The sequence below is a fragment of the Micromonospora sp. NPDC049060 genome, assembly GCF_040649055.1.
Taxonomy (GTDB): domain Bacteria; phylum Actinomycetota; class Actinomycetes; order Mycobacteriales; family Micromonosporaceae; genus Micromonospora; species Micromonospora reichwaldensis.
In genome coordinates this window covers 63,772-88,285 of record NZ_JBEZEV010000006.1, presented here as the reverse complement: position 1 = coordinate 88,285, position 24,514 = coordinate 63,772, and the positions used below count along the sequence as shown (strand labels likewise).

Sequence of the window (24,514 nt, the reverse complement as noted above, 5' to 3'; positions counted from 1 at the left end):
GGGGATCGGCCCTGCCGTGGTACGGGACAGGTCAGCCGGCGGAGAGCGACACCGCCCCGAACAGGTTCCGCGTCACGCCCGTGATCTCGCGGGTCTCCGGCCGCCAGCGCAGCAGCCCGCCCGGGTTGTGGCGCAGCAGCACCGCACCGTCGGAGTCCCAGCCGAGCACCTCGCAGCAGCCCTTCCAGCGGTCCCGGCCAAGGTCGAGCAGGTGGGTCACCACGCGCGTCCGGGCGTTCATCAGCGCGACGCCCTCCAGCCCGCCCATCGTGTCCGTGGTGATCCAGCCGGCGCGAGCCACCCGGTCACCGCGCTGCCAGCCCCGCCCGTAGAACTCGTCGACCCGGTGACCGGGTGGTAGCGCGCGGAAGTCGACCGCGCCGAAGCCGCGGGACGTCTCGTCGTCGGTCCACCGGATCTCCGTCAGGTTCGGTGGCGTGCCGCCCAGTTCGAGAGGGAGGTTCGGCGGGGCCGCCGGGTCGGGCGTGACCGCGTCCCAGGGAGACAGGGGCAGCTTCCGGGCGGCGCCCGTGGCCCGGTCCAGCTCGTACGTGGTGTCGTCGTCGCCGACGAGCAGCCGGTCGCCGGACCAGAGGACGTGCTCCAGGTAGCCCTTGAGCGGGTGGCGGCGTACGGCGGCGGTGGTCAGGTCGACCACGATCACCTCGTCGGTCTGGGCGAAGGCGGCCGTCCGCCCGTCCGGGGAGAGGCTCCCGCTCTTCAGCGGCACCGCCTCGTTGCCCCCGGCGTCGCGGGTCGGGGCGGGGGTGACCACGTCGAGGTCGCGTACGACGCCGTCGTCGCCGAGCACCCGGATCCGGCCGTTGACGTCGGTCTCCAGGTCGCGTGGCTGGTATAGCGCCAGCGCCCGGCGTACAGGCCGGTCGGAGAGCGTCGCGCCGACCGGGTCGCCGAGGCGGCCCAGCGGGTGCCCGGGATAGGCCAGGTCGGCCGGGGGCGTCTGCACGGGTACGGGGTGCGGGGTCGGGTTCCGGTCCGGTGTCGCGGTGGTGGCCGGTGTTGGCGGCGCGGCGGGGCGCAGGGCCAGTGCCGTACCGCCGGTGAGCAGGGCGACCGCGAGCACGGTGGCGCCGGCGGCGCGGCGGGCACGCCGCACCCGGCGGGCCCGTTCCCAACCGGTCGCCGCCGGGTGGGCCGGCTGTACGTCCTCGGTGGCGACGGTGAGCAGCCGGTGCAGTTCGTCTTCCCTCACGGGTTCACCTCCAATCCGGTCATCAGGTCGTCGCCGGGCCGTCCCTCGTCGCGTCCCAGCTCCGGCGCGATCTCCCGGAGCCGGCGCAGCGCCATGTGGCACTGGCTCTTGACGGTGCCGACGGTGACGCCGAGCGCCTCGGCGGTGGCGGCCTCGGTGAGATCCTCGAAGTAGCGCAGCACCAGCACGGCCCGCTGCCGGGGCGGCAGGTGGCCGAGCGCGTCGCGCAGCGCGAGCCGCAGTGCCCCGTCGCCCTCGGGCGTGGCCCGCTCCGGCGGGTACTCGCTCAGCCACTCCCGGCGGCGTCGGCGCCACCAGGAGACGGCGTCGCGGTAGAGGATGGTCCGCACGTACGCGGCCGGGTCACCGTGCCGCACCGAAGGCCAGCGCAGGGCGAGCTTGAGCAGCGCGTCCTGGAGCAGGTCCTCGGCCTGGTGCCGGTTGCCGCAGACCAGGTAGGCCGCGCGCAGCAGCCGGTGCTGGTGGCACTCGACGAATGTGACGTAGCCGTCCCGCCCGTCGTCGGTCGTCGGCGGTCCCATCCGCACTCCCCTCCGGCCGGCCGTTGCGCGTCACAAGACAGACGCACCGGGGCCGGAAAAGGTTGGGCGCGGCGGCGAGATCAGGCGTCGGGCGCGCCGCACAGGTAGCGCTGGACGGTCGGCGCGACCCAGGCGACCAGCTCGGCCGGGTCGGCGTCGACCACCGGGGGCAGCCGGAGCACGTACCGGGTCAGCGCCAGGCCGAGCATCTGGCTGGCGACCAGCCCCGCCCGCCGGGGGGCCTGCGCCGGTTCCGGCACGACCCGGGCCACCGCCGTGGTGAGCTGGTCGGCGAAGATGCCCCGCATCCGCTCGGCGGCGGCGTGGTTGGTGGCGGCCGTACGCAGCAGCGCGGCCATCGTCCCGTCGGTCTCCCACCGGTCGACGAAGTGCCGGACCAGCAGCTCGCCGAGCCGCTCGGGTGGCGCGTCGGCCAGCTCGGGCAGCCGCAGGTCGAACTCGGCCGCCGCCGCGAAGAGCCCCTCCTTGCTGCCGTAGTAGCGCATCACCATCGACGGGTCGATCCGCGCGTCCGCCGCGATGGCCCGGATGGTCGCCCGGTCGTAGCCGTCGGCGGCGAAGCGTTCGCGGGCGGCGCGGAGGATCGCCGCCCGGGTGGCGTCGGAGCGGCGGGTACGGGTCGGCGCGGCGTCGGTCATGCCCACGACCGTATGCCAACGCCTGTTGACACTCCACCGTCGGCCGTCCTAACGTTGCCAACAAGCGTTTGCCAACAGCCGTTGGCATTAACTGACGGAGGCCGACGATGCTGCCCACGAGCACGGACGTCCTGGTGGTGGGTGCCGGCCCGACCGGGCTGACCGCCGCGCTGACCCTCGCCCGGCGCGGGGTCGACGTGACCGTGGTCGACCGGCTGGACCGGCCGGCGCGGACCTCCCGGGCGGCGGTCGTGCACGCGTACACCCTGGAGACGCTGGACCGGATCGGCGCCGGCGCGCCGCTGGTGGCGCGCGGGCTGCGGTCGCCGGGGTTCACGGTCCGCGACCGCGACCGGGCGCTGCTCGCCGTGCCGTTCGACACGCTGCCCTCCCGGCACGCCTACGCGCTGATGGTGTCCCAGTCGGTCACGGAGGAGGTGCTCGCCGGGCAGCTCGCCGCGCTCGGCGTCCCGGTGCTGCGCCCGTACGAGATGACCGGGCTGGCCCCCGACGCGGCCGGCGTGGTCGCCACGTTCGCGGGCGGCGCGACGGTCCGGGCCCGCTTCCTGGTCGGCGCCGACGGGATGCACAGCACAGTGCGGGAGCGGGCCGGAATCGGCTTCTCCGGCCCGGCCGGCGGCGAGGAGTCGTTCGTCCTCGCCGACGTCCGGCTGGAGAGCGCGCTGCCCCGCGACCGGGTGTCCCTCTTCCTGGCCCGCTCCGGCCCGCTGGTCTGGGCGCCGCTGCCCGACGGGGTGGTCCGGCTGGTCGCGGCCGTGGCGGAGGCTCCGGCCGCGCCCGACCGGGCCCACCTCCAGGCGCTGCTCGACGAGCGCGGCCCGGCCCGCCGCCCCGACCGGGTGACGGAGGTGCTCTGGGGCTCCCGGTTCCGGATCCACCACCGGATCGCCGACACCTTCCGCAAGGGGCCGGTGCTGCTGGCCGGCGACGCCGGGCACGTGCACAGCCCCGCCGGCGGGCAGGGAATGAACCTCGGCATCGTGGACGCGGTCGACCTCGGTGACACGCTCGCCGACGTGCTGGCCGGCGCGCCCGACGCGCTGCTCGACGCGTACGCGGCCCGGCGCCACCCGATGGCCGGGGAGGTGGTGGCCCTCGCCGTCCGGCTGACCCGGCTCGCCACCCTGCCGCCGGCCGCCCGGCCGGCCCGGAACCTGCTGTTCCGCCTGCTCGGCGCCGTACCGCCGGCCCGGCACCGGATCGCGATGCGCCTCTCCGGCCTGCACCACCGCGACGGGACGCGCGGCCAGGCCGCCCGGTGGATCAGGCGCGACGGGGCGCGCGGCTAGGCTGCCCCGGTGGGTCAGGTGTGGCGTGACTGGGGTGGCGTGCTGCTCGCCGTGGCCGCCGGGCTGCCCCTGCTGGCCCTCCTCACCGCCGTGCTGGCGCGTTACCGCCGCGACGCCGCGACGGTCGGGGAGTCGTGGCGGCGCAGCGTCGCCGAGGTGGGCGCGGTGGCCGGCACCCTGCCGTGGGTGTGGATGATCCTCACCCCCCGGCCCGCGCCCCGGCAGGTCGACCTGGTGCCGCTACGCGACCTGGCCGACCTGCTGACCGGGCCGCCGGCGACCGCCGTGGTCCAGGTCGTCGGCAACCTGCTGGTCTTCGCCGCGCTGGGCTTCTTCGCCCCGGTACGCCTGGCCGCACTGGCCGGCGTCGGCCGGCTGTTCCTGCTCGGGGCGGCCGGTTCCGTGCTGGTCGAGTCCCTCCAGTACGCGCTCGACCTCGGCCGGGTCTCCTCGGCCGACGACGTGCTGCTCAACGCGACGGGCGCCGCCCTGGCCGGGCTGCTGTCGCGACCCTGGTGGGCCCGGCGGCCGGTGCCGGCGCGGCCGGTCGCAGCGTCCGCCATGCCGCGAGGGTGACCAGCACGAAGACCCCGGCCGCCGCCGCCACCACCGGACCCACCCCGTACGCCGCGCCGGCCATGCCCGCGAGGGCCGCCCCGACCGGCGCGGTGAGCAGGGCGACCATCCGCTGGGCGGCGCCCACCCGGCCGAGCAGGGCGGGCGGCACGTGGCGCTGCCCGTACGAGGCCCACAGGCCGTTCCACACCGTGGTGCCGGCCGCGAACACGGCCAGCGCCAGCCCGCCGGGCACCGGATGCCGGGCCAGCGCCAGCCCGGTCAGCGCGACGGCCTGGCCGACGAGCACGACGCGCAGCGCGGGCACCGTGCCGAGCCGGGCGGCCAACCGACCCGCCCCGAGCCCACCGGCGAGCCCGCCGAGGACCGCCCCCGCCGCGAACAGCCCGTACCCGGCCGGCGGCACCCGCAGCACGTCGAGCGCGTAGAGCACAAGCACCGCCATCAGCCCGCTGATCGCCAGGTTGCTCCCGGCGGTCGCCACGGTCAGCCGCCACAGCATCGCGTCCCCGCGTACCCACCGCACCCCCTCGACGCCCTCCCGCCACACCGACCGCCGCCCGGGGCTCGCGCCGGGGCGGGATGGGACGGGACGAAGGGCGAGGGTCAGCAGGGCGGCGCAGAGGAAGGTGAGGGCGTCCACGGCGAACGGCAGCGGGGCGGCCAGGGCGAAGAGCACGCCGGCGGCCGGGGCGCCGAGGAAGCCGCCCGCCACCGCCGAGCCGGCCTGGAGGCGGCCGTTGGCCCGGGGCAGTGCGGCCGGCGGCACCACGGACGGGAGCATCGCGAACGAGGCGGCGTCGAAGAGGGTGCCGAGCGCGGCGAGCAGGAAGGCCACGGTCACCAGCGCGGCGACGTTGGCCCGGTCGAGGGTGACCGCGAGGGCGAGTGCGCCGATCACGGCGGCCCGCAGTCCGTCCACCACCGTCATCGTCCGGCGGCGGTCCCAGCGGTCCGCGTACACGCCGCCGAGCAGGCCGAACAGCAGCGGCGGGAGCTGCCCGGCCACGGTCACCGCCGCGATCACCCGGGGATCGCGGGTCAGCGTCGCGGCCAGCAGTGCCAGTGCCGGCGTACGCAGGGCGTCGCCGAGACGCGAGGACACGGCGGCGGACCAGAGCAGTCGGTAGTCGCGGCCGAGCGGGGGTGCGGTCATGCCGGCGACCCTCCGGGCTCGACCGGGTCGAGGGTCAAGGTGCCCGGACGCGCCGGTGACCGGCGGCGGACGTGAGCCAACCGACGGGTAGCGGAGGCTCCACGCCGGGCCGGTCGAGGTCTACGCTTGCCCGGTGACGGTCGAGCAGCAGGCACGGGGCAGGGCGAACGGTGCCGCGGGGTCGGCCCGGCGCCGGTCCCGCAAGGACGAGATCCTGGAGATCGCGGTCGGCCTCTTCGCGTCCCGGGGCTACCACGGCGTGTCGATGGACGACATCGGCGCGGCCGCCGGGGTCACCGGCCCGGCGCTCTACCACCACTTCGCGGGCAAGGAGGCGATGCTGGTCGCCGCGCTGATCCCGGTCAGCGAGGAACTGCTGGCCGGCGGCCAGCAGCGGTCCGCCGGCCACCCCGACGACCCGCGCGGCGCGCTGGAGTCGCTTATCGACTTCCACGTCGACTTCGCGCTGGCCAACCCGGCGGTGATCGCCCTGCACCTGCACGAGCTGGACCGCCTCCCCGACGAGCCGCGCCGCCGGATCCGCCGGCTCCAGCGGCTCTACGTCGAAGAGTGGGTGACGGTGCTGACCGCGCTGCACCCGGGCATGCCCGACGGCGAGGCGCGTGTGCTGGCCCACGCCGCGTTCGGCCTGATGAACTCGACGCCGTTCCTGGGTGGCGAGGTGGACCGGCGCCGCCGGGCCGAGCTGCTCCGCGCCGCCACCCTGGCCGCCCTGCTGGCCCACCCCGGTTCCTGAACCGGGGGCAACTCGTCAGTAACCTTCCGGCCGTGGTTCCCTAGCACCCGTCCCCACCCCTGGACGCTGGAGGGAAACATGATCGAGTCGCTGCTGGTCGCCAACCGGGGCGAGATCGCCCGCCGGATCATCCGGACCGCCAGGCGGCTCGGCATCCGCGCGATCGCGGTGCACTCGGAGGCCGACGCCGACCTGCCGTTCGTGACGGAGGCCGACGAGGCGGTGTGCGTGGGTCCGGCCAACCCGGCCCAGAGCTACCGCAACGTCGAGGCCATCCTCGCCGCCGCCAAGTCGACAGGCGCGCAGGCCATCCACCCCGGCTACGGCTTCCTGTCGGAGAACGCCGACTTCGCCCGTACCGTCGAGGCGAGCGGGCTGATCTGGGTCGGGCCCGGCGCGGACGCGATCACCGCGATGGGCGACAAGATCAACGCTCGGAACCTGATGGCGGCGGCCGGCGTGCCGGTCGCGCCCGGCACCACCGACCCGGCGGCCGACCTCGACGCGGCGGTCGTCGCGGCGGCGGAGATCGGCTACCCGGTGATGGTCAAGGCCGCGGCCGGTGGCGGCGGCATGGGCATGGGCGTGGCGACCGACGAGGCCGCGCTGCGCACCGAGTACGACAAGGTGCGCTCCTTCGCCGAGCGGATGTTCGGCGACGGCTCGGTGCTGATCGAGCGGTACTTCCCCCGGGTGCGCCACGTCGAGGTGCAGATCCTCGGCCTGGCCGACGGCCGGGTGGTCGCCCTCGGCGAGCGGGAGTGCTCGGTGCAGCGGCGCAACCAGAAGCTGGTCGAGGAGTCGCCGTCGCCGGCGGTCTCCCCGGAGCTGCGTGAGCGCATCCTGGCCGCCGCCGTGCGCGCCGGCGAGGCGGTGGAATACCGCAACGCGGGCACGGTCGAGTGCCTGCTCGATTCTGCGACACAGGAGTTCTTCTTCCTGGAGATGAACACGCGGCTCCAGGTCGAGCACCCGGTCACCGAGCTGGTCTACGGCGTCGACCTGGTCGAGGAGCAGCTGCGGGTGGCCGCCGGCCTGGCGCCGACCTTCGACCCGGACGCGCTCGCCCCGCGCGGGCACGCCATCGAGCTGCGGATCAACGCCGAGGACCCGAAGCGCTTCCTGCCCGGCCCCGGCGTGATCAGGACGTGGGTGGAGCCGACCGGCGAGGGCGTCCGGGTGGACTCGGGCTACGTCGAGGGCAACACCGTCACCCCGTTCTACGACAGCCTGATGGCCAAGCTCATCGTCAACGGCGCCACCCGCGCCGAGGCGATCGAGCGCGCGAAGACGGCGGTGGCCGCCTTCGAGCTGGCCGGCCCGAAGAACAACCTCCCCTTCTTCGCCGAACTCCTGGAGAACGAGGAATTCCTCTCCGGCGACTACGACACCGGAATCGTCCCCCGAATGCGCTGACCCCCCGGGCTCCCCACCCCGGTCTCCGCCCCGTTGATCATGAAGTTGTTGCCCTCGGCTGCGGCGTGTCGTGGCGACAACTTCATGATCAACCGGGATGGGGCGGTGGAGGGGGTGGGAGGCTGGAGGGGACAGAACAGCTCTGCGTCACAGTGAGGTGACCCCTTATGGCGGAAATGCCGAACTCCGTGTCGATCCGGGAGGTCGGGCCGCGCGACGGGCTCCAGAACGAGGAGCCGATTCCGACCGAGGCCAAGGTGCGGCTGCTCGACGCCCTCTCCGGCACCGGCGTGCAGCGCATCGAGGCCGTCTCGTTCGTGCACCCGAAGGCGATCCCGCAGATGGCCGACGCCGACGAGGTGTGGCAGCGGGCCGCGAAGGCCGACGGCGTGCGCTACTCGGCGCTGGTGCCGAACACCCGGGGCGCGCAGCGGGCCCTGGCCGCCGGCTTCACCGAGATCGAGGTGGTGGTCTCGGCCAGCGACACGCACAACCGGCGCAACGTCAACCGCTCCACCGACGAGTCGCTGGACGACATCGCCGAGCTGATCGACCTGCTGCACGGCGCCGGCGCGCAGGCCGAGGTGATCGTGGCGACCAGCTTCGGCTGCCCGTACGAGGGGGACACCGACCCGGCCCGGGTGGCGGCCATCGTGGACCGGGTGGTCCGCGACGGCGCCGACCGGGTGGCCTTCGGCGACACCACCGGCATGGGTACGCCCCGACGGGTCCGCGAGCTGCTGACGGCGGTACGCGACCGCAACGCACACGTCCCCGTGCTGCTGCACTTCCACAACACCCGGGGCACCGCGCTGGCCAACATGCTCACCGCGCTGGAGTTGGGCGTGACCGAGTTCGACGCCAGCGTCGGGGGCCTCGGCGGCTGCCCGTACGCGCCGGGGGCCAGCGGCAACCTGGCCACCGAGGAGGCGGTGCACATGCTGCACGACATGGGCGTCGACACCGGCATCGACCTGGACGCCCTGGTCGAGGTGGCCGAGCTGGCCGAGGAACTGGTCGGCAAGCGGCTCCCGTCGGGGGTGCTCCGCGCCGGCCCGCGTACCCGGCTGACGCCGCTGCCGAGCTGACCGCACGCGGGGGAGGGCCGACCGCACGCGGGGAGGGGCCGGCGTCGTGCCGGCCCCTCCGACGTGCGCGGTCGGTCAGCCCACCGTGGTGAGCGTGGCCGGCCAGCTGTCCTGGAAGATCTGCGACCCGGCGCGGTTCGTGCTGAAGGTGCCGGCGAAGAGGCTGGACACCCGGCTGGCCTCGGTGCTGCTCGGGTACGGGTTGGTGCAGCTGGTGCCGGCGCTGCCGCCGGACATCAGGATCGCGCAGTTGCCGTTGTAGTTGTCGGGCAGGCCGAGGATGTGCCCGATCTCGTGGGTCATGATCCGCAGCGGGCTGTACTGCTGGGCCTGCTGGGTGTCGATGTAGACCCGCCCGTTGCCGAGGCTGGTCCGGACGGCGTACGAGCCGCCGCCGGTGATCTGGTAGATCCGCAGGTTGGAGCCGCAGTTCGCCGTGAGCGTCAGGTTCGACGTGGCGTTGTTCCAGATCGAGGCGGCCTGGTTGGCCGTACCGGCGAAGCTCCCCGCCTGGCTGGTGTTGTAGCAGATGGTCATGGCGGCCGAGGCGGGTGACGGGTTCGCGACCGTGACGCCGAGGGTGGCCAGTGCCGTCGCGACGAACGCGACCGCGAGCCGGTTGAGCCGTGAGGTCATCGCTGACTCCAATCCGGGAGGAGGGGTGTCAGGAGCGTAGCCCCATAAATTCATGATTTTCAATGCCTTCCGATAGGGCGCGACCGGGTGGCGTCGTCCCCGCCGGCCGTGGCTCGCCGGGGGGCGGGGGGATGCGCTAGCCTAACGATCGTTCAGGTCAGTCGGTCCGCCCGCGAGGTGACCGGCTCAGGTGGCGAGGGAGTCGGCGTGACGCTCGACGGTGAGGCACTGGAGCAGCTGCGCAAGCGGGCCCGGGCCGGCGGTGCGGACAAGTACCACGCGGCGAACGCCGCCAAGGGCAAGCTCTTCGCCCGGGAACGGGTCGCGCTCCTGGTGGACGAGGGCTCCTTCGTCGAGGACGGCCTCTACGCCAACGCGATGGCCGAGGGACTCCCGGCCGACGGCGTGGTGACCGGCACCGCCACCATCGACGGCCGCCCGGTCTGCCTGATGGCGAACGACTCCACGGTCAAGGCCGGCAGCTGGGGCGCCCGTACCGTCGAGAAGATCATCCGGATCATCGAGCGGGCCTACTCGACGAGCGTGCCGATGGTCTACCTGGTCGACTCGGCCGGCGCCCGGATCACCGACCAGGTCGACCTCTTCCCCGGCCGCCGCGGCGCCGGCAAGATCTTCTGGAACCAGGTCCGCGCCTCCGGCTCCATCCCGCAGGTCTGCGCGCTCTTCGGGCCGAGCGCGGCCGGCGGGGCGTACATTCCGGCGTTCTGCGACGTCGTCGCCATGGTCGACGGCAACGCCAGCATGTACCTCGGCTCCGACCGGATGGTCGAGATGGTCACCGGCGAGAAGACCACCCTGGAGGCCATGGGCGGGGCCAAGGTGCACTGCGCCGAGTCCGGCGTCGGGCACTTCCTCTGCAAGACCGAGGCCGACGCCCTCGACATGGTGCGGCGCTACCTGTCCTACCTCCCCGCCAACTGGACGCAGGCCCCGCCGGCCGCGCCCGCCGTCGCGGCGCCGGAGAAGGCCGACCTGGCCGCGCTGGTGCCGGCGAGCGAGCGGCAGGCGTTCGACATGCGGCGGTACGTCAAGGGCCTGCTCGACGACGGCTCCTTCTTCGAGATCCAGGCGCTCTGGGCCAAGGAGCTGACGATCGGCTTCGGCCGGCTGAACGGCGAGGTCGTCGGCGTGGTCGGCAACAACTCGATGTTCAAGGGCGGCGTCCTCTTCGTCGACTCGGCCGACAAGGCGACCCGCTTCGTGCAGCTCTGCGACGCCTTCAACGTGCCGCTGCTGTTCCTCTCCGACGTGCCCGGGTTCATGGTCGGCAGCGCGGTGGAGAAGCAGGGCATCATCCGGCACGGCGCCAAGATGATCACCGCGATCTCGGAGGCGACCGTACCCAAGATCTGCGTGGTGGTCCGCAAGGCGTACGGCGCCGGCCTCTACGCGATGGCCGGTCCCGGCTTCGAGCCGGACGCCACGATCGCGCTGCCCACCGCCAAGATCGCCGTGATGGGCGCGGAGGCGGCGGTCAACGCGGTCTACGCCAACAAGATCGCGGCGATCGAGGACGAGGCGGAGCGGGCCGCGTTCGTCGCCGCGAAGCGCGAGGAGTACGAGCGCGACATCGACGTGGTCCGGCTCGCCAGCGAGCTGGTCGTCGACGCGATCGTCGAGCCGCACGAGCTGCGCGCCGAGCTGGTCCGCCGGTTCGCCGCCGCCCGCACGAAGGAGCGGCACTTCTCCCGGCGCCGGCACGGCGTCACCCCGGTCTGATCCCGCCGCCGGCCCCACCCGGCCGGCCCGATCCGAGCGCCCCCGCCCCGCACCGCACCAGCGACCCGTCCGTTCCCGGCCTTGGGCCCGCACCGCACCAGCGACCCGTCCGTTCCCGGCGTCACGAGCGCCCGGCGGCCCATCCACACAGGAGGATTCCATGGACTTCCGGCTCACCGAGGAGCAAGAGGCGCTGCGGGAGAGCGTGCGGGAATTCGCGCGCGAGGTGGTCGCCCCGGTCATCGCGGAGCACTACGAGAAGCACACCTTCCCGTACGAGGTGATCCGGCAGATGGGCAAGATGGGCTTGTTCGGCCTGCCCTTCGCCGAGGAGCACGGCGGCATGGGCGGCGACTACTTCGCGCTCTGCCTCGCCCTGGAGGAGCTGGCCCGGGTCGACTCCAGCGTCGCCATCACCCTGGAGGCGGCGGTCTCGCTGGGCGCGATGCCGATCTACCGCTTCGGCACCGACGAGCAGAAGGCGACGTGGCTGCCGAAGCTGCTCAGCGGCGAGGCGCTGGCCGGCTTCGGGCTGACCGAGCCGGGCACCGGCTCGGACGCCGGGGGCACCCAGACCCGCGCGGTGCTCGACGAGTCGACCAACGAGTGGGTGATCAACGGCTCCAAGGCGTTCATCACCAACTCGGGCACCGACATCACGGCGCTGGTCACCGTCACCGCGGTCACCGGCACCCGCCCGGACGGCGCCAAGGAGCTGTCCACGATCATCGTCCCCTCGGGTACGCCGGGCTTCACCGTCGCGCCGGGCTACTCGAAGGTCGGCTGGAACGCCTCGGACACGCACGAGCTGACCTTCGACGACTGCCGGGTGCCGGCGGCGAACCTGCTCGGCGAGCGCGGCCGGGGCTTCGCCCAGTTCCTGCGCATCCTCGACGAGGGGCGGATCGCCATCGCCGCCCTGGCCGTCGGCCTCGCCCAGGGCTGCGTCGACGAGTCGATCCGGTACGCGAAGGAACGCCAGGCGTTCGGCCAGCCGATCGGCAACTACCAGGCGATCCAGTTCAAGATCGCCGACATGGAGATGAAGGCGCACACCGCCCGGCTGGCCTACTACGACGCCGCCGCGCGGATGCTCGCCGGCGAGCCGTTCAAGCGGCAGGCCGCCATCGCCAAGCTGCACGCCAGCACCATCGCCGTGGACAACGCCCGCGAGGCCACCCAGATCCACGGCGGCTACGGCTTCATGAACGAGTACCCGGTGGCCCGCTTCTGGCGCGACTCCAAGATCCTGGAGATCGGCGAGGGCACGTCCGAGGTGCAGCGCATGATCATCGCGCGCGATCTGGGCATGTGACGGCGACGGGTCCGATGGCGTCGAGGCAGCCGCCTCCGCGCCACCGGGCCCGCCCGGTGTGACCGGCCCGCTGTCGGATATCCGCGCCGGGGCGTCGGCAGGGCGACGCTCGGCTGCCGTCGGTCGTACCCCGTCCGTACCCTTCCTGCCCATGACGCCGGTTCATGATCGTTCGCCGCATCCGGGCGGTCGTACCGGGCTGCCGGAGCTGTTGCGCGGGCACCGGCTCGCCGCCGGCCTGACCCAGGCCGAGCTGGCGGGCCGGGCCGGCGTGGGCATCCGGACCGTTCGCGACCTGGAGCGGGGCCGCTCGTCCCGGCCGCAGCGCACCACGGTCGAGCTGCTCGCCGGCGCGCTGGAGCTGGCCGGAGCCGTCCGGTCGACGTTCCTGGCCGCCGCCCGGGGGCCGGTCCCGGCCGCCGCGCCGGCCACCCCCCGCGGCGCCCCGCCGGCCCGCGTCGACCTCGACCACCACGCCGGTACGCCGACCGCGCTTCCGCCCCCGGTCGCGCTGGTCGGCCGCGACCGTGACCTGACCGAGCTGGTCGGGTTGTTCACCGACGGGCGCGGACCCCGGCTGGCCAGCCTGGTCGGGCTGGCCGGCGTGGGCAAGACCGCGCTGGCCCTCTCGGTGGTCCACGCGGTCGCCGACGACCATCCCGGCGGGGCGGTCGGAGTGCTCATCGGCGAGGGCTCGGACGCGGCCGACGTGCTCTCCGCCTCGGTCGCCGTCTTCGGCGTCGCCCGGCTGCCCGAGCTGAGCGCCCGCCTCGCCGGCCGGCCGGCGCTGCTGCTCGTGGACGCGGCCGAGCGGGCCCCCGACGCGGTCGCCGAGACGGTGCACCGGCTCGCCGGGGCGGTGCCGTCGCTGCGGGTGCTGGTCACCGGCCGGCACCCGGTCGGCCTGCCCGGGGAGCGGGTGTGGCCGGTCGCCCCGCTCGACGTGCCGCCGCCGGGTAGCGAGCGGGAGGGCCCGGCGGCGCTGGCCGACTATCCCGCCGTGGCTCTCTTCACCGCCCGGCTCGCCCAGGTCCGCCGGGAGCCGCCCGGCCCCGCCGAACTGCCCGCCCTCGCCGCCCTGGTACGCCGCCTGGGCGGGCTCCCGCTCGCCATCGAGCTGATGGCGGCCCGGGGCCGGATCCTCGACCTCAACGAGCTGCTCGACCGCTACGGCGACCGCGTCCTCGACCTGACCACCTCGTCGGGGGCGGCCGGGCGGCCGGGCTGGGACAGCACGGAGCCGGGCCGTCCGGAGAGCCCACGGGCGGCGGTGGCGGAGACCCTGCGCGACGCGGTGGCCGTCAGCTACCGCCTCCTCGCCCCCGACGAGCGGGCCGCGTTGCGCCGGCTCGCCGCGTTCGGCAACCGCTGGTCGGTCGAGCTGGCCGAGGAGATGCTCGCCGACCCCGCCGACCGGGACGGGACGGTGGTCGTGGACCCGGTGCCGCTGCTCGACCGGCTCGTCGAGCTCGGTCTGCTCAGCGTGCGGGGCGCCGGGCCGTTCCGGTTCCGCCTGCTCGACGCCGTACGGGACTTCGCCGCGGAGCAGGCGACCGGCGCCGGCGAGCTGACCGCGATCCGGCGCCGGCACGCGCAGGTCGTCGCCCGGCTGGTGGCGCGGACCGCACCGGAGCTGGCCGGGGCCAACCTGCCGGCGGCGGTGCACCGCCTGGACGAGGTGTCCGGCGACATCAGCTCCGCCCTGGCGCACGCCGCCGTCGACGACCCGCTGACCGCGCTGCGGTTGGCGGCGGCGCTGTCGCGGTGGTGGCGGTTCCGGGGGCGCGACGTCCCCGGCAGGCAGTGGCTCCGGCGCCTGCTGGCGGATCCGCGTACCGCCGATGTCGACCCGGTGCTGCGGGCGTGGGCGTTCCTCGGGGTGGCCCGGCTCGCCGCCGAGCACGGCGCCGGGGCCGAGGAGCTGCCGGCCGCGCGGCGGGCGTTGGCCGCGTTCCGGGACGAGGGCGACGTCACCGGGGAGTTGGAGGCGCGCTCGGTGCTCTGCGCGCTGCTGATCGCCCTCGGCGAGCACGACGAGGCGCGTACGCAGGCCGAGGCGGTGCTCGCGCTGGCCGTCCGGCGCGGGCGGACCCGCGACATGACGGTGGCGCAGAACAACCTCGCCTGGCACGACATCCGGGTCGGTGACCTGGCGGCCGCCCGGCGCCGGCTGGCCGCGGTCGACCGGCTCGCCGCGCAGGGCGGGGAGCCGCGGCTGCGGGTGCTCGCGCGGGCCAACCTCGCCGAGGTGTCCCGCCTGGAGGGCCGCTACGCCGACGCCGTCGACCAGGGCCGGCGGGTGGTGGCGGCGCTGGCGGACCTCGGCGATCCGGGCCACCGTCGCCGGGTGCTCGGCACGGTGGGACTGGCGCTGGCCCGCGACGGCCGGTCCGCCGAGGCGGCCGAGGTGCTGGCCGAGCTGCGCCCACCCCCGGTGCCCCGCGCCGAGGAGGTCTGGTCGCCGGGTGCGCCGACGCCCGGGGCGCGCCCGGAGGACGGGATCTGCGCGCTGATCGAGGGGAACCTGGCCCTGTGCAGGGGCGACCGTGAGCTGGCGGCGGAGTGGTTCGCCGCCGCGGCGGAGGCGGGCGTCGACGGCCAGGACCGGCGTGACGTGGTGGAGGCGTTGGTGGGGCTGGCCGCCAGCTCGGGCGACCCCGGCGTGCTGGACCGTCTCGACCGGGCCTGCCGGCAGAGCGGTGTCCGGCTGCTGCCGCACGAGGAGGAGCAACTGCGCCTGTGGAGGGCGGGCCGCAGTGGGTGGCCCGTCGGCGACGGCGTCGGTCGTCACCTGGACGGCGTTGCGCAGAGCGAGCGGAGGGCGTCGCGCAGAGCGACCGGGGGTGACGCGGGCGACGAAGCCCCTCTTGCTACCCCTCGCTCGTCGCCCGCGCCATCACCCCCCGGTGCGTCCCCACTGCCCGAAGACTAGCCACCGCCCGCACGCGGTCCCGTCCGGTTTGAACGTCTATCGTCCCGTGGGCGCGGCAGTTCTGCCGCTCTTTCTGCCGGTGCCGAGCGGGCCCCGGGAACGGGTCAGGAGGGCGTGGCCGTCTCGTCGCAGTCGGCGGCGGATCCGGTGCTTCCGGCGGTGGCGCCGGGGTGCACCGCGTCCCGGACCCGGCGCAGCCCGTCGAGCAGGGCGTCCAGGGCCGCCGGGTCGAGCTGGCCGGTGAACCACTGCTCGATGATCCGTAGGTGCCCGGGCAGGGTCTCGTCGAGGCGTTGCAGGCCGGTGGCGGTGACCACGGCGAACGAGCTGCGCCGGTCGGAGGGGCAGGCGCGGCGGGTGAGCAGCCCGTCGCGTTCCATCCGGTCCACCACGCGGGTGACGCCGCTCGTCGAGAGCGAGGTCTGGGCGGCGAGGTCGGTCATCCGCAACTGGTTGCCGGGTGAGCGGGCGAGTCTGGTCAGCACCTCGAACTCGACCGGTGAGAGGCCGTGCTCCTCGAACTGGGCGGCGAACCGGGCCGAGAGCCCGGCGTGCGCCTCGACGAGCAGGCCGACAGCGGTGATCCGGGGGTCGTCGAACACGTTCTGGTCCACGCGCCCATCGTAGCAGTACTTGACACGAGGAATATTGCTGTGCCTATAGTTGCTGCGACAGTCGTTGGGCTACTAAACAACTTTCCCCACGGAGGGCAGCTTCATGACCAGCAGCACCGCACCGGTTACCCGCGACTGGGACGGCCTCACGATCCCGACCGCCGGCACCTACCTGCTGGACGCCGCGCACAAGCGCGTGGGCTTCGTCGCCCGGCACATGATGGTCAGCAAGGTACGCGGTGAGTTCGCCGACGCCAGCGCCACCATCACCGTCGCCGAGGACCCGATGCAGTCCTCGGTCAGCGCCACCATCCAGGCGGCCACCATCAACACCAACCAGGCCGACCGGGACGCGCACCTGCGCAGCCCCGAGTTCCTCGACGCCGAGGCCTTCCCGACCCTGGAGTTCCGCAGCACGGCCGTGAAGTCCCGCGACGGCAACGAGTTCGTCCTCTCCGGCGAGCTGACCATCAAGGGCGTCACCCGCCCGGTCGACCTGGAGGTCGAGTTCGAGGGCGTCGGCCGCAGCCCGTTCGGGCAGGACATCTTCGGCTTCTCCGCCTCCACCGAGATCGACCGCGAGGACTTCGGCCTGACCTGGAACGTCGCCCTGGAGACCGGGGGCGTGCTGGTCGGCAAGAAGATCAAGATCGAGATCGAGGGCGAGGCCGTCCGCCAGGCCTGATCCGCCGTACCGCTTCCGGGCCCGCGCCGCGTCACGGCGCGGGCCCCGACGCGTGTACGTACGGTCAGAGCCGCCGACCGGGTGCGATTTGTCACGACTCATTCGCGGTTCGATCGGGTGCCGGGCGCCGCCGCTGGGTAGAGATGCCGCCGGGAGCGCGTCCGCCGACCGGAGTACGGTCGTCCCGGCCGTGGGACCGCCGCGACCTCCTCTGGTCCCGGCGATGCCGACACTCCTAACGTGGAGGGGTTAACCACGCGCTTACCGGGCCGGCACGGTCCGACTGCGCCTCGCGCCGGGAGGAAACATGGGCAGGGACGTCGAGCAAGGCGCCTTCTCCCGGGAGGACCGGGTCCGCTACCGACAGAAGGTCCGGCGGTGCCTGGACGTCTTCGCCCTGATGCTTGACGACTTCGGCTTCGACGCCGACCGGCCGATGACCGGGCTGGAGATCGAGCTGAACCTGGTCGACTCGGCGGCCGAGCCGGCGATGCGCAACGAGCAGATCCTCGCCGACATCGCCGATCCGCTCTTCCAGACCGAGCTGGGCCAGTTCAACCTGGAGCTGAACGCGCCGCCCCGGCTGATCGAGGGCGACGGCTTCGCCGACTACGAGCAGGACCTGCGCGGCAGCCTCTCCCGCGCCGACGAGCGGGCCGCCAAGTCGGACGCGAAGATCGTCCTGGTCGGCATCCTGCCCACCCTCACCGAGCGTCACCTGGTCGAGGACAACCTCTCCACCAACGAGCGGTACCGGGTGCTCAACGACCAGATCGTCGGCGCCCGGGGCGAGGACATCGAGCTCGACATCCGAGGCGTCGAACGCCTCCAGACCCACACCGACTCGATCGCCCCCGAGGCCGCCTGCACCAGCCTCCAGTTCCACCTCCAGGTCGCCCCGGACAGCTTCGCCGACTACTGGAACGCCTCCCAGGCCATCGCCGGGGTGCAGGTGGCCGTCGGGGCCAACTCGCCCTTCCTCTACGGGCGGCAGCTCTGGGCGGAGACCCGCATCGCCCTGTTCGAGCAGGCTACCGACACCCGGCCGGACGAGCTGAAGGCGCAGGGCGTACGACCCCGGGTCTGGTTCGGCGAACGCTGGATCACCTCGATCTTCGACCTCTTCGAGGAGAACGTCCGCTACTTCCCGCCGCTGCTGCCGATCTGCGAGGACGAGGACCCGGTCGAGGTCCTGCACGGCGGCGGCGTACCGGAGCTGGGCGAGCTGCGCCTGCACAACGGCACCGTCTACCGGTGGAACCGGCCGGTCTACGACATCATGAACGGCCGCCCGCACCTGCGGGTGGAGAACCGGGTGCTGCCGGCCGGCCCGACCGTGGTCGACATGCTGGCCAACGCCGCCTTCTACTTCGGGCTGGCGCGCGGGCTGGCGGAGTCCGACCGGCCCATCTGGAGCCAGCTCACCTTCAGCTCCGCCGAGGAGAACTTCCACGCCGCCGCCCGGCGCGGCATGGACGCCGTCCTGCACTGGCCCCGCCTCGGCGAGGTGCCGGTGACCAAGCTGGTCCTGGACGTCCTGCTGCCCAAGGCGGCCGCCGGGCTCGACCGGTTCGGGGTGTCACCAGCTGAACGCGACCGGCTGCTCGGCATCATCGAGCAGCGCTGCCGTACGGGTCGCAACGGCGCGGTCTGGCAGACCGAGGCGGTCTGGGCGGCGGAGCGGCACCGCGGCATGGACCGGGGCACCGCCCTGCACCACATGGTGCAGCGCTACGCCGAGCTGCAACGCAGCAACGAGCCAGTGCACACCTGGCCCGTCGACTGACCCGGCCGGGGCGCTCCGCGGCGGTGACGCCCCTCAGCGGGCCGGGGTGGGAGCGCGGCGGTGAGGCCCTTCAGTGGGCCGGGGCGGCAGTGGCCAACGCTGCCCGGCTGCCGGTCAGCGGGTGCGGCGGCCGGATCGGGATCGGCGGCCGGTGGCCTGCGGTTCCGCCGGATCGTCGGCGGCCGGCACGGCCGGCTGCCCGGTCGGCGCCGACGCCGGCATGCCGTCCCCGGGGGCCGAAGCGGCCGGCTCCCCTGCCGGCGTGCCGGACGCGGCCGGCTCTCCGCCCGGCGTGCCGGACGCGGCTGCGGGCCTCGCGGCGGCGGGGACCGGCGTCGGTTCACGGTCGGCGGGGAACGCCCCTCCGCCCGCCGCGACAGGCCCCCCGCCCGGCGCGCTGCCGCCGGAACCGGTGAAGGCGCCGCTGCCGCCCGACATGGTGGAGGCGTGGCTGCCGTCCGGCCTGCTGAAGGCATCGCTGTCGCCCGGCCCGGTGGAGGTGTCGCTGCCGCCCGACATGGTGGAGGCGTCGCTGCCGCCCGGCGTCGTGCGGGTGTCGCTGCCGTCGGGCGTCGCCTGGGCGTCGCCGTCGGTGCCGCCGACCGGAGGGGTCTGCCGCCCCGGGTCGCCCGGTTGGTCGGCGGGTTCGCCGGTGCGTTGGCGGGGGACCCGCACGGGCCCCCGGGCCGCGGCCCGTCGGGCGGCCCGCTGGGCGAGGACGGTGACCAGGACGGCGCCGCCGACCCCGACGATCACCGCGTACGGCGCGATCAGGTGCGCCGACACCTGCTCCGGGCTGATCGCGGTCAGCCTCGGCACCGCCAGGAAGTACGCGGTCGCGACGAGCAGCGGCCCGGCCGCACCCGAGGCGGCCGCCCCGACCCGGTGGTCGGGGTCCCGGGCGTCCCGGCGGGCCGCGAGGGCACCGATCACCAGCGCGGAACCGAGGGACAGCAGCGCGCCAGGCCAGTAGAAGTAGTCGCGGATCCAGTACCGCCCGTCGTCGGGGCCGAGCTGCCAGATGCCGAGCTGGGCGCTGGTCAGGCCGCGCCCGGCCAGCACGCCGTCCACGACGGCGATCACGGCAAGCAGCCAGAGCCAGCCGACGGTGGCGAGCACGTTGTTCGCGGCGGCCCGCGAGCGCAGCGCCCAGGCCGCCGTCAGCACGCCGACCAGCACGCCGACCGCCGCGTAGGCGGCCGCGACGTTCCGGGGCGAACCGGTGTCGGCCACCGCCACCGCCTGCCGCGCCGGTACGGCCACCAGCAGCACGGTGATCAGCGCGCCCACCCCGGCGGCCACGGCGAGCGCGGCGGAGCCGAGGACGCCGCCACCCGGTCCGGCCGGAGTCGCGTCGGCGGGACCGGTGTCCGGTTCCGGGGCGCGGTCGCGCAGCCGCTGCGCGCAGACCGCGCCGAAGACCGTCGAGGTGGCCGCGATCCAGGTGGCCCAGATCAGGCCCGCCACCCAGGCGGTCGCGCCGGCGGTCGCGTCCGCCGGCGCCCAGTTGATGATGCCCAGCCCGTAGCCGAAGCCCAGTTGGGCCGCGCCCGCGCCGGCAGCGACGCCGACCGCGATCGCGATCGATCCTCCCCAGCCTCGTCTGGCCATGCCGGGGAGCGTAACGTCCCGTGGTCGGCGCGGCGAGTCGTGGCGGTCCGGCCCGGGCAACCGCGATGACGCCGGCGTTGACGGGAGCGGGTACGGTCGCCGGTGATCGAGGCGGGGTGGGCGTATGACGGACGGGGACACGGGCGCGCGGGACGGCGCCGGGCCGGACCGGTCGGCGTTGCTGCTCAGGGGCGGGCTGGCCGTCGTGCTGCTCGCTGCCGTCGGCGCGACCGGCGGCTGGCTCCTGGCCGGCGAGGACGACCCGTCGGCCCCGCCGCCGGCGGCGTCGGAGGGCCTGCCCGCCACCAGCGTGCCCGCCGCGACCCGATCGACCCCGGGCCGGTCCGCGCCGGCGGCGGCTCCCCGGACGACCGCACCTAGCCGCTCCGCCGGGCTGACGGTCCCGCCGCTCGTCGGCGAGGACTTCACGGACGCCCGCGAGGAGCTCCGCGACAAGCGGCTGGGCTGGCGGCTCGTCTTCGGCCGTGGCACCGGGACGACCGTGGAGCGCACCTCGCCGGAGGTAGGCGCCGAGGTGCAGCCCGGGCGCACCGTGACGCTCTACGTGAGCGGTCCGGCGCCGGCCGCCACCGTGCCGGACGTGGTGGGCGACGACTGCGACGACGCGGCGGACGAGCTCGTCGACGAGGGCTTCTACCCGCAGTACCGGACGGGCAGGACCGGCAAGGTCAGCCGCCAGGATCCGCCCGGCGACGGTGCGGGCCGGTGGAACGACCAGGTGTCGATCTGGTGCGGCGACGCGCCGGAGGACGGCGGTTCGCCCTCCCCGACGCCGTGACGGAGCGTCCGACACGCTGATCCCGGCCGACGGCCTCCGGGACCGCTAGGTTGGCGGTCAGGGCCCGCGACGCCCGCCCGGGCCGGGAGAGGACGCGCCATGAGTGAGCGTCAGCGAGCGAGTCATCGGCACGGTGCGGTGGTGCCTCATGTCGGCACGCAGCGGAGCGGAGTGCCGGCATGAGCGACGACCGCCGGGAGCCGCCCGCCGGGGAACACGACGACCGGACCCGCCCGCTGCCTCCGCCGGGTGATCCCTCGGCCGGGCCGGAACCCGACCGTACGCAGCCGCTGCCCCGCCCCGACCGGAGCGCCCCGGGGGCCGGCGACGCCACCCGACCGGTGCCCGGCGACGGCACCGCCCCGCTGGACCGTACGGCCGCCGTGCCGCCGGAGCGGTCCGGGCCGGCGGCGTGGTCCGGCCGGGCGGAGGTGCGGCCCGGCGGCCCGGCCGACCAGCCGGAGGCCGAGTGGTACGCCGAGGAGCAGGACTCTCGGCGCTGGTGGCTGCCGATCCTGTGGGGCGTGATCGTGCTGCTGCTGCTCGGCCTGCTCGGCGCCGGGCTGTGGCTGGCCCTCCAGTCGACGGACGACGATCCGAGCGGGCCGGAGCCGTCGCCGTCGCCGTCGGTGACCCGCGCGTCGCCGACCACCGCCGCGCCGACCTCGGCGGCCCCCACCAGCTCGTCGCCCTCGGCGTCCCCGACGCCCTCGGAGCCGGCCGAACTGCCGATGCCGCCGGTGGTGAACCTGCCGCTGGAGACGGCGCAGGCCATCCTGGACGACGTCGGGCTGGACCACCGGGTCGAGTACGAGACGTCGGACCGTCCGGCCGGCACGGTGATCCGCACCGAACCGGCGGCGGGGGAACTGGTGCCGGCGGACGAGGAGGTCACGCTGGTGGTGGCCCGCGAGGCCGCCTCGCCGACCGGCGAGGTCACACCGTCGGTCGAACCGACCGCCACCCGGTGAGCCGCCGGCCCGCGCCGCCGCGTCACCACGTGCGCCGTAACGCCACGACCTGCGTCGTCACGCCTACGGCCCGCGCCGCCGCGTCACCACATGCGTCGTCTCGTTCCGACCATGCCGAGCCCGGCCAGCGAGATGGCCAGTCCGAAGATGCCGGACCAGAAGAGGGAACGGCGGACGTCGTCGGGCGCGGGGCGGGCGGCGTGTGCCGCACCGTCCGGGGAGCCCGTGGGAACCCCGGCCGCGGCGGCGGGTCCGGAGTCGCCCGCGGCGCCGAGCGCGTCCGGTTCGTCCGGCCCGGTCAGCGCGTACGGGGGGTCGAGGGCGTCCGGCACGTCGTCGTAGGGCGGGTCCTCGTCCACCACGGTGATCTCCGGTGCCGGGACCGGGGTGGTCAGCCGCGTGGTGGACGAGAGGGCGGGATCGCGGACCACGACCACCAGTGTGGTGGCGGCGCCGATCAGCGCCAGTAGTCCGAAGGCGTAGGCGATACGGGAGCGGTGGTGCCGCCGCGCGGCGGGCTGATTGACCATGGCCATCCCAGGTTCGGGGTCCTGGACGCGCGGGGTGGAAACGTGCCGGGGTGGGCGTACCTCATCCTATGGCGACGGCACGCCTCTCGGCTGCCGATCGCGCAGGTCAGCCCACCCGGACCGGGGTGCGGGCGGCGGGCCGGCGCGGCGCGCGCACGGTGTGCGGACGCGGCTCGGGGGCCGAGCGCAGGTGGCGCAGCCCCTCCCGCTGGACGAAGATCGACCGCCGGCTGACCGCGTCCCCCGATGCGTTCAACTCGTAGCCTTCGAGCCAGATCCAGCCGTCGTAGGTCGGCCAGTCCAGCACCCGGATGACCCGGAACATGATGGGCCTGAGGAACTGGACACTCGCCGCGCGAGTCACGTGCACTACGTCACCGGAGCGGGGAAGCACATGGGCTCCTGGGAAGGGTCGGCCGGCCGACGGGCCGGCGGTGGGGGTCGGGGGACGTCGATGGCCCGGTGGCGGGGTCGTGCCTCGTGGACCGGTCTTGCGGGCGGTGGTGGTCGGGCCGTATCCGCTGGTGGCGAACCGCCACCCGACCAACACTCGGCTACTCCGGGTACCGCTCCCGCCGCCGCAGCCAACTGGCGTGCAGCGGCGAGGTCATCAACCCGGGGCAGGTCTGGTTGTCGACTGCCGGGCGCTCCCACCGCCGCGCGTCCCGCGGTCCGTGGGGTCACCACGGCGAGGAAGCGGACGGAGACGGTGAGTAACCCGTGCCATACGGACAGAGTGCATCAGCGACGTGCTTCATGCAAGTTGCACGTCGACTTTTGCCGATACGTGAGCGGCTCGTGCAAAGCTGCGCTTGAAGCCATTCACGTATGCCCGGCACACTGGGAGCGGTTTCGCCCGTCGCGGCCGGCCGATGACCGGCACCACCCCACGCCGCGAACGACGCCCGCCGTACGACGGTCGCGCCCCTGGCGGGTGACGACAGTGGCGCACGGCGAGGCGGAGGTGGACCGGGTGAGGCCTGACAGGCGGTGGTTCCGACCAGCGGGCGGGGTCGTGTCGTGAGCGAGCGGCGCAGCCCCACCATCCGGCGGCGTCGCCTCGGCGCCGAACTGCGCCGGCAGCGGGAGGGGGCCGGCATCACCATCGAGGCGGTCGCCGAGCAGCTGGAGTGCTCGGCGTCGAAGGTCTCGCGGATCGAGACCGGCCACACCACGGCGACGCCACGCGACGTGCGGGACATGCTGCGGATCTACGGCGTGGTGGGTGCCGAGAGCGACGAGCTGGTGCAGATCGCCCGCGAGGCGCGGCAGAAGGGCTGGTGGCACCCCTACAGCACGGTGCTGGTCGGCGCGTACGTCGGGCTGGAGGCGGCGGCCGGTTCGATCCGGGCGTACGAGCAGCAGGTGGTGCCCGGGCTGCTGGAGACCGAGGACTACGCGGGCGCGATGATCCGGGCCGCCCGGCCCGACTTCACTCCCGAACAGGTGCGGCAACGGGTGCGTGTCCGTCTGGGCCGTCAGTCGTTGTTGACGCAGGATGATCCGGTCGATCTGTGGGTGGTGCTCGATGAAGCGGTGGTGAGTCGTCCGGTGGGCGGGGACGAGGTAATGCGTGACCAGCTGAAACACCTGGTCGAGGTGGCGGAACTGCCGAACGTGACGCTCCAGATCCTGCCTTTCACGGTGGGGGCGCACGCCGGCATGGACGGCACCTTCACGATCCTCAGCTTCCCTGAGCCCGGTGATCCGGATGTCGTGTACGCGGAGAATGCCACGGGTGGGCTCTTCCTGGAGAAGAGTGACGAACTGCAGAAGTACAGCTTCATCTTCGATCACATCCGAGCGGCGGCCATTCGTCCTGAGGAGTCCATCGCACACATCGCGAAACTGGCAGAGGAGCCGATGTGGAAATGGCGACCAACGGGTTCCCCGTGGACCTGACGCAGGCGACGTGGTTCAAGAGCTCGAAGAGCGGGCCGAACTGCGACAACTGCGTGGAGGTGGCGTACGTGACGGGGGCGGTCGGTGTGCGGGACTCGAAGGACAAGACGGGCCCGGCCCTGGTCTTCTCCCCGGGTGGCTGGCACGCCTTCGTCGCCGGCGCCAGGGGCGGTGTGTTCGACAAGGGCTGACGGGACCGGAACGTGACGGGATGCCTCCGCCCGGCAGTGGAGCCGGGCGGGGGCATCGTCGTGCCCGCGTCCGGACCGGCCGCGA

21 protein-coding genes and 2 pseudogenes are annotated in these 24,514 nt (G+C 74.4%); 14 read left to right on the top strand and 9 right to left on the bottom strand.

Features of this window, described 5'->3' with window-relative positions:
* Positions 1 to 31: 31 nt before the first annotated feature.
* The 3 genes from AB0B83_RS04960 to AB0B83_RS04950 form a co-directional block, all read right to left on the bottom strand.
* Entirely contained in the window at positions 32 to 1,213 is a 1,182-nt protein-coding gene (locus AB0B83_RS04960) for a hypothetical protein (protein ID WP_357577032.1), read from the bottom strand.
* Positions 1,210 to 1,755 (bottom strand): SigE family RNA polymerase sigma factor, encoded by a 546-nt coding sequence (locus AB0B83_RS04955; RefSeq protein ID WP_357577031.1) that lies wholly within the window; start codon positions 1,753 to 1,755, stop codon positions 1,210 to 1,212. The genes AB0B83_RS04960 and AB0B83_RS04955 overlap by 4 nt, the downstream gene beginning before the upstream one ends.
* 80 nt (positions 1,756 to 1,835) lie before the next feature.
* Positions 1,836 to 2,420 (bottom strand): TetR family transcriptional regulator, encoded by a 585-nt coding sequence (locus AB0B83_RS04950; RefSeq protein WP_357577030.1) that lies wholly within the window; start codon positions 2,418 to 2,420, stop codon positions 1,836 to 1,838.
* A 101-nt stretch (positions 2,421 to 2,521) separates the two neighbouring features.
* Here AB0B83_RS04950 and AB0B83_RS04945 point away from each other — a divergent pair, with 101 nt between their 5' ends.
* Entirely contained in the window at positions 2,522 to 3,724 is a 1,203-nt protein-coding gene (locus AB0B83_RS04945) for an FAD-dependent oxidoreductase (protein ID WP_357577029.1), read from the top strand.
* A gap of 9 nt (positions 3,725 to 3,733) precedes the next feature.
* Positions 3,734 to 4,300: a VanZ family protein gene (locus tag AB0B83_RS04940; RefSeq protein ID WP_357577028.1), complete on the top strand. Its 567-nt coding sequence runs from the start codon at positions 3,734 to 3,736 to the stop codon at positions 4,298 to 4,300.
* Here the strand turns inward: AB0B83_RS04940 and AB0B83_RS04935 are convergent.
* Complete coding sequence (locus tag AB0B83_RS04935; protein WP_357577027.1) at positions 4,194 to 5,456, bottom strand: MFS transporter; 1,263 nt, start codon at positions 5,454 to 5,456, stop codon at positions 4,194 to 4,196. The two genes, AB0B83_RS04940 and AB0B83_RS04935, sit on opposite strands and share 107 nt — an antisense overlap.
* A gap of 133 nt (positions 5,457 to 5,589) precedes the next feature.
* Between AB0B83_RS04935 and AB0B83_RS04930 the strand changes: the two genes are divergently transcribed.
* The 3 genes from AB0B83_RS04930 to AB0B83_RS04920 all read left to right on the top strand — a co-directional run bounded on the left by AB0B83_RS04930 (position 5,590) and on the right by AB0B83_RS04920 (position 8,717).
* The gene (locus AB0B83_RS04930) at positions 5,590 to 6,213 is read left to right on the top strand and encodes a TetR/AcrR family transcriptional regulator (RefSeq protein ID WP_357577026.1); all 624 of its coding nucleotides are present in this window, start codon (positions 5,590 to 5,592) and stop codon (positions 6,211 to 6,213) included.
* 78 nt (positions 6,214 to 6,291) lie between these two features.
* Positions 6,292 to 7,629 (top strand): biotin carboxylase N-terminal domain-containing protein, encoded by a 1,338-nt coding sequence (locus AB0B83_RS04925; protein ID WP_357577025.1) that lies wholly within the window; start codon positions 6,292 to 6,294, stop codon positions 7,627 to 7,629.
* Between the two features lie 176 nt (positions 7,630 to 7,805).
* A complete protein-coding gene (locus AB0B83_RS04920) occupies positions 7,806 to 8,717 on the top strand; it encodes a hydroxymethylglutaryl-CoA lyase (protein ID WP_357577073.1) in 912 nt (303 codons plus the stop codon).
* Positions 8,718 to 8,792: 75 nt separating this feature from the next.
* On the opposite strand, the gene AB0B83_RS04915 is transcribed toward AB0B83_RS04920, so the two are convergent.
* Complete coding sequence (locus tag AB0B83_RS04915) at positions 8,793 to 9,353, bottom strand: snapalysin family zinc-dependent metalloprotease (protein ID WP_357577024.1); 561 nt, start codon at positions 9,351 to 9,353, stop codon at positions 8,793 to 8,795.
* 207 nt (positions 9,354 to 9,560) lie between these two features.
* Between AB0B83_RS04915 and AB0B83_RS04910 the strand changes: the two genes are divergently transcribed.
* The 3 genes and pseudogenes from AB0B83_RS04910 to AB0B83_RS04900 form a co-directional block, all read left to right on the top strand.
* The gene (locus tag AB0B83_RS04910; protein ID WP_357577023.1) at positions 9,561 to 11,093 is read left to right on the top strand and encodes an acyl-CoA carboxylase subunit beta; all 1,533 of its coding nucleotides are present in this window, start codon (positions 9,561 to 9,563) and stop codon (positions 11,091 to 11,093) included.
* 160 nt (positions 11,094 to 11,253) lie between these two features.
* Positions 11,254 to 12,408, top strand: a complete 1,155-nt coding sequence (locus AB0B83_RS04905) for an acyl-CoA dehydrogenase family protein (RefSeq protein ID WP_132235377.1) — start codon at positions 11,254 to 11,256, stop codon at positions 12,406 to 12,408.
* A 151-nt stretch (positions 12,409 to 12,559) separates the two neighbouring features.
* A pseudogene (locus AB0B83_RS04900) lies at positions 12,560 to 15,142 on the top strand (helix-turn-helix domain-containing protein); the annotation flags it as partial.
* A 302-nt stretch (positions 15,143 to 15,444) separates the two neighbouring features.
* On the opposite strand, the gene AB0B83_RS04895 reads toward AB0B83_RS04900, so the two are convergent.
* Positions 15,445 to 15,954 (bottom strand): MarR family transcriptional regulator, encoded by a 510-nt coding sequence (locus AB0B83_RS04895; protein WP_357577022.1) that lies wholly within the window; start codon positions 15,952 to 15,954, stop codon positions 15,445 to 15,447.
* A gap of 103 nt (positions 15,955 to 16,057) precedes the next feature.
* Here AB0B83_RS04895 and AB0B83_RS04890 point away from each other — a divergent pair, with 103 nt between their 5' ends.
* Together AB0B83_RS04890 and AB0B83_RS04885 are read left to right on the top strand one after the other, a co-directional pair.
* Positions 16,058 to 16,639 carry a YceI family protein gene (locus AB0B83_RS04890; protein ID WP_311410011.1) on the top strand — a complete coding sequence of 194 codons (582 nt, stop codon included), beginning with the start codon at positions 16,058 to 16,060 and terminating at the stop codon, positions 16,637 to 16,639.
* Between the two features lie 307 nt (positions 16,640 to 16,946).
* The gene (locus AB0B83_RS04885) at positions 16,947 to 18,425 is read left to right on the top strand and encodes a glutamate--cysteine ligase (RefSeq protein WP_357577021.1); all 1,479 of its coding nucleotides are present in this window, start codon (positions 16,947 to 16,949) and stop codon (positions 18,423 to 18,425) included.
* A gap of 693 nt (positions 18,426 to 19,118) precedes the next feature.
* Here the strand turns inward: AB0B83_RS04885 and AB0B83_RS04880 are convergent.
* Positions 19,119 to 20,036: pseudogene (locus AB0B83_RS04880) on the bottom strand (hypothetical protein); the annotation flags it as partial.
* 124 nt (positions 20,037 to 20,160) lie between these two features.
* On the opposite strand from AB0B83_RS04880, the gene AB0B83_RS04875 reads away from it, so the two are divergent.
* The gene (locus tag AB0B83_RS04875; RefSeq protein ID WP_357577020.1) at positions 20,161 to 20,835 is read left to right on the top strand and encodes a PASTA domain-containing protein; all 675 of its coding nucleotides are present in this window, start codon (positions 20,161 to 20,163) and stop codon (positions 20,833 to 20,835) included.
* 179 nt (positions 20,836 to 21,014) lie between these two features.
* Positions 21,015 to 21,806 (top strand): PASTA domain-containing protein, encoded by a 792-nt coding sequence (locus tag AB0B83_RS04870; RefSeq protein WP_357577019.1) that lies wholly within the window; start codon positions 21,015 to 21,017, stop codon positions 21,804 to 21,806.
* A gap of 83 nt (positions 21,807 to 21,889) precedes the next feature.
* Here the strand turns inward: AB0B83_RS04870 and AB0B83_RS04865 are convergent, their stop codons facing one another.
* Positions 21,890 to 22,342, bottom strand: coding sequence for a hypothetical protein (locus AB0B83_RS04865; protein WP_357577018.1), 453 nt, complete (start codon positions 22,340 to 22,342; stop codon positions 21,890 to 21,892).
* Positions 22,343 to 22,442: 100 nt separating this feature from the next.
* A complete protein-coding gene (locus AB0B83_RS04860; protein ID WP_132235361.1) occupies positions 22,443 to 22,730 on the bottom strand; it encodes a hypothetical protein in 288 nt (95 codons plus the stop codon).
* A 626-nt stretch (positions 22,731 to 23,356) separates the two neighbouring features.
* Between AB0B83_RS04860 and AB0B83_RS04855 the strand changes: the two genes are divergently transcribed.
* Both AB0B83_RS04855 and AB0B83_RS04850 read left to right on the top strand, forming a co-directional pair.
* The gene (locus AB0B83_RS04855; RefSeq protein WP_357577017.1) at positions 23,357 to 24,238 is read left to right on the top strand and encodes a helix-turn-helix transcriptional regulator; all 882 of its coding nucleotides are present in this window, start codon (positions 23,357 to 23,359) and stop codon (positions 24,236 to 24,238) included.
* On the top strand, positions 24,208 to 24,429 hold the full coding sequence (locus AB0B83_RS04850) for a DUF397 domain-containing protein (protein ID WP_132235357.1): 222 nt from the start codon (positions 24,208 to 24,210) through the stop codon (positions 24,427 to 24,429). Before AB0B83_RS04855 ends, AB0B83_RS04850 begins: the two co-directional genes overlap by 31 nt.
* Positions 24,430 to 24,514 lie beyond the last annotated feature (85 nt).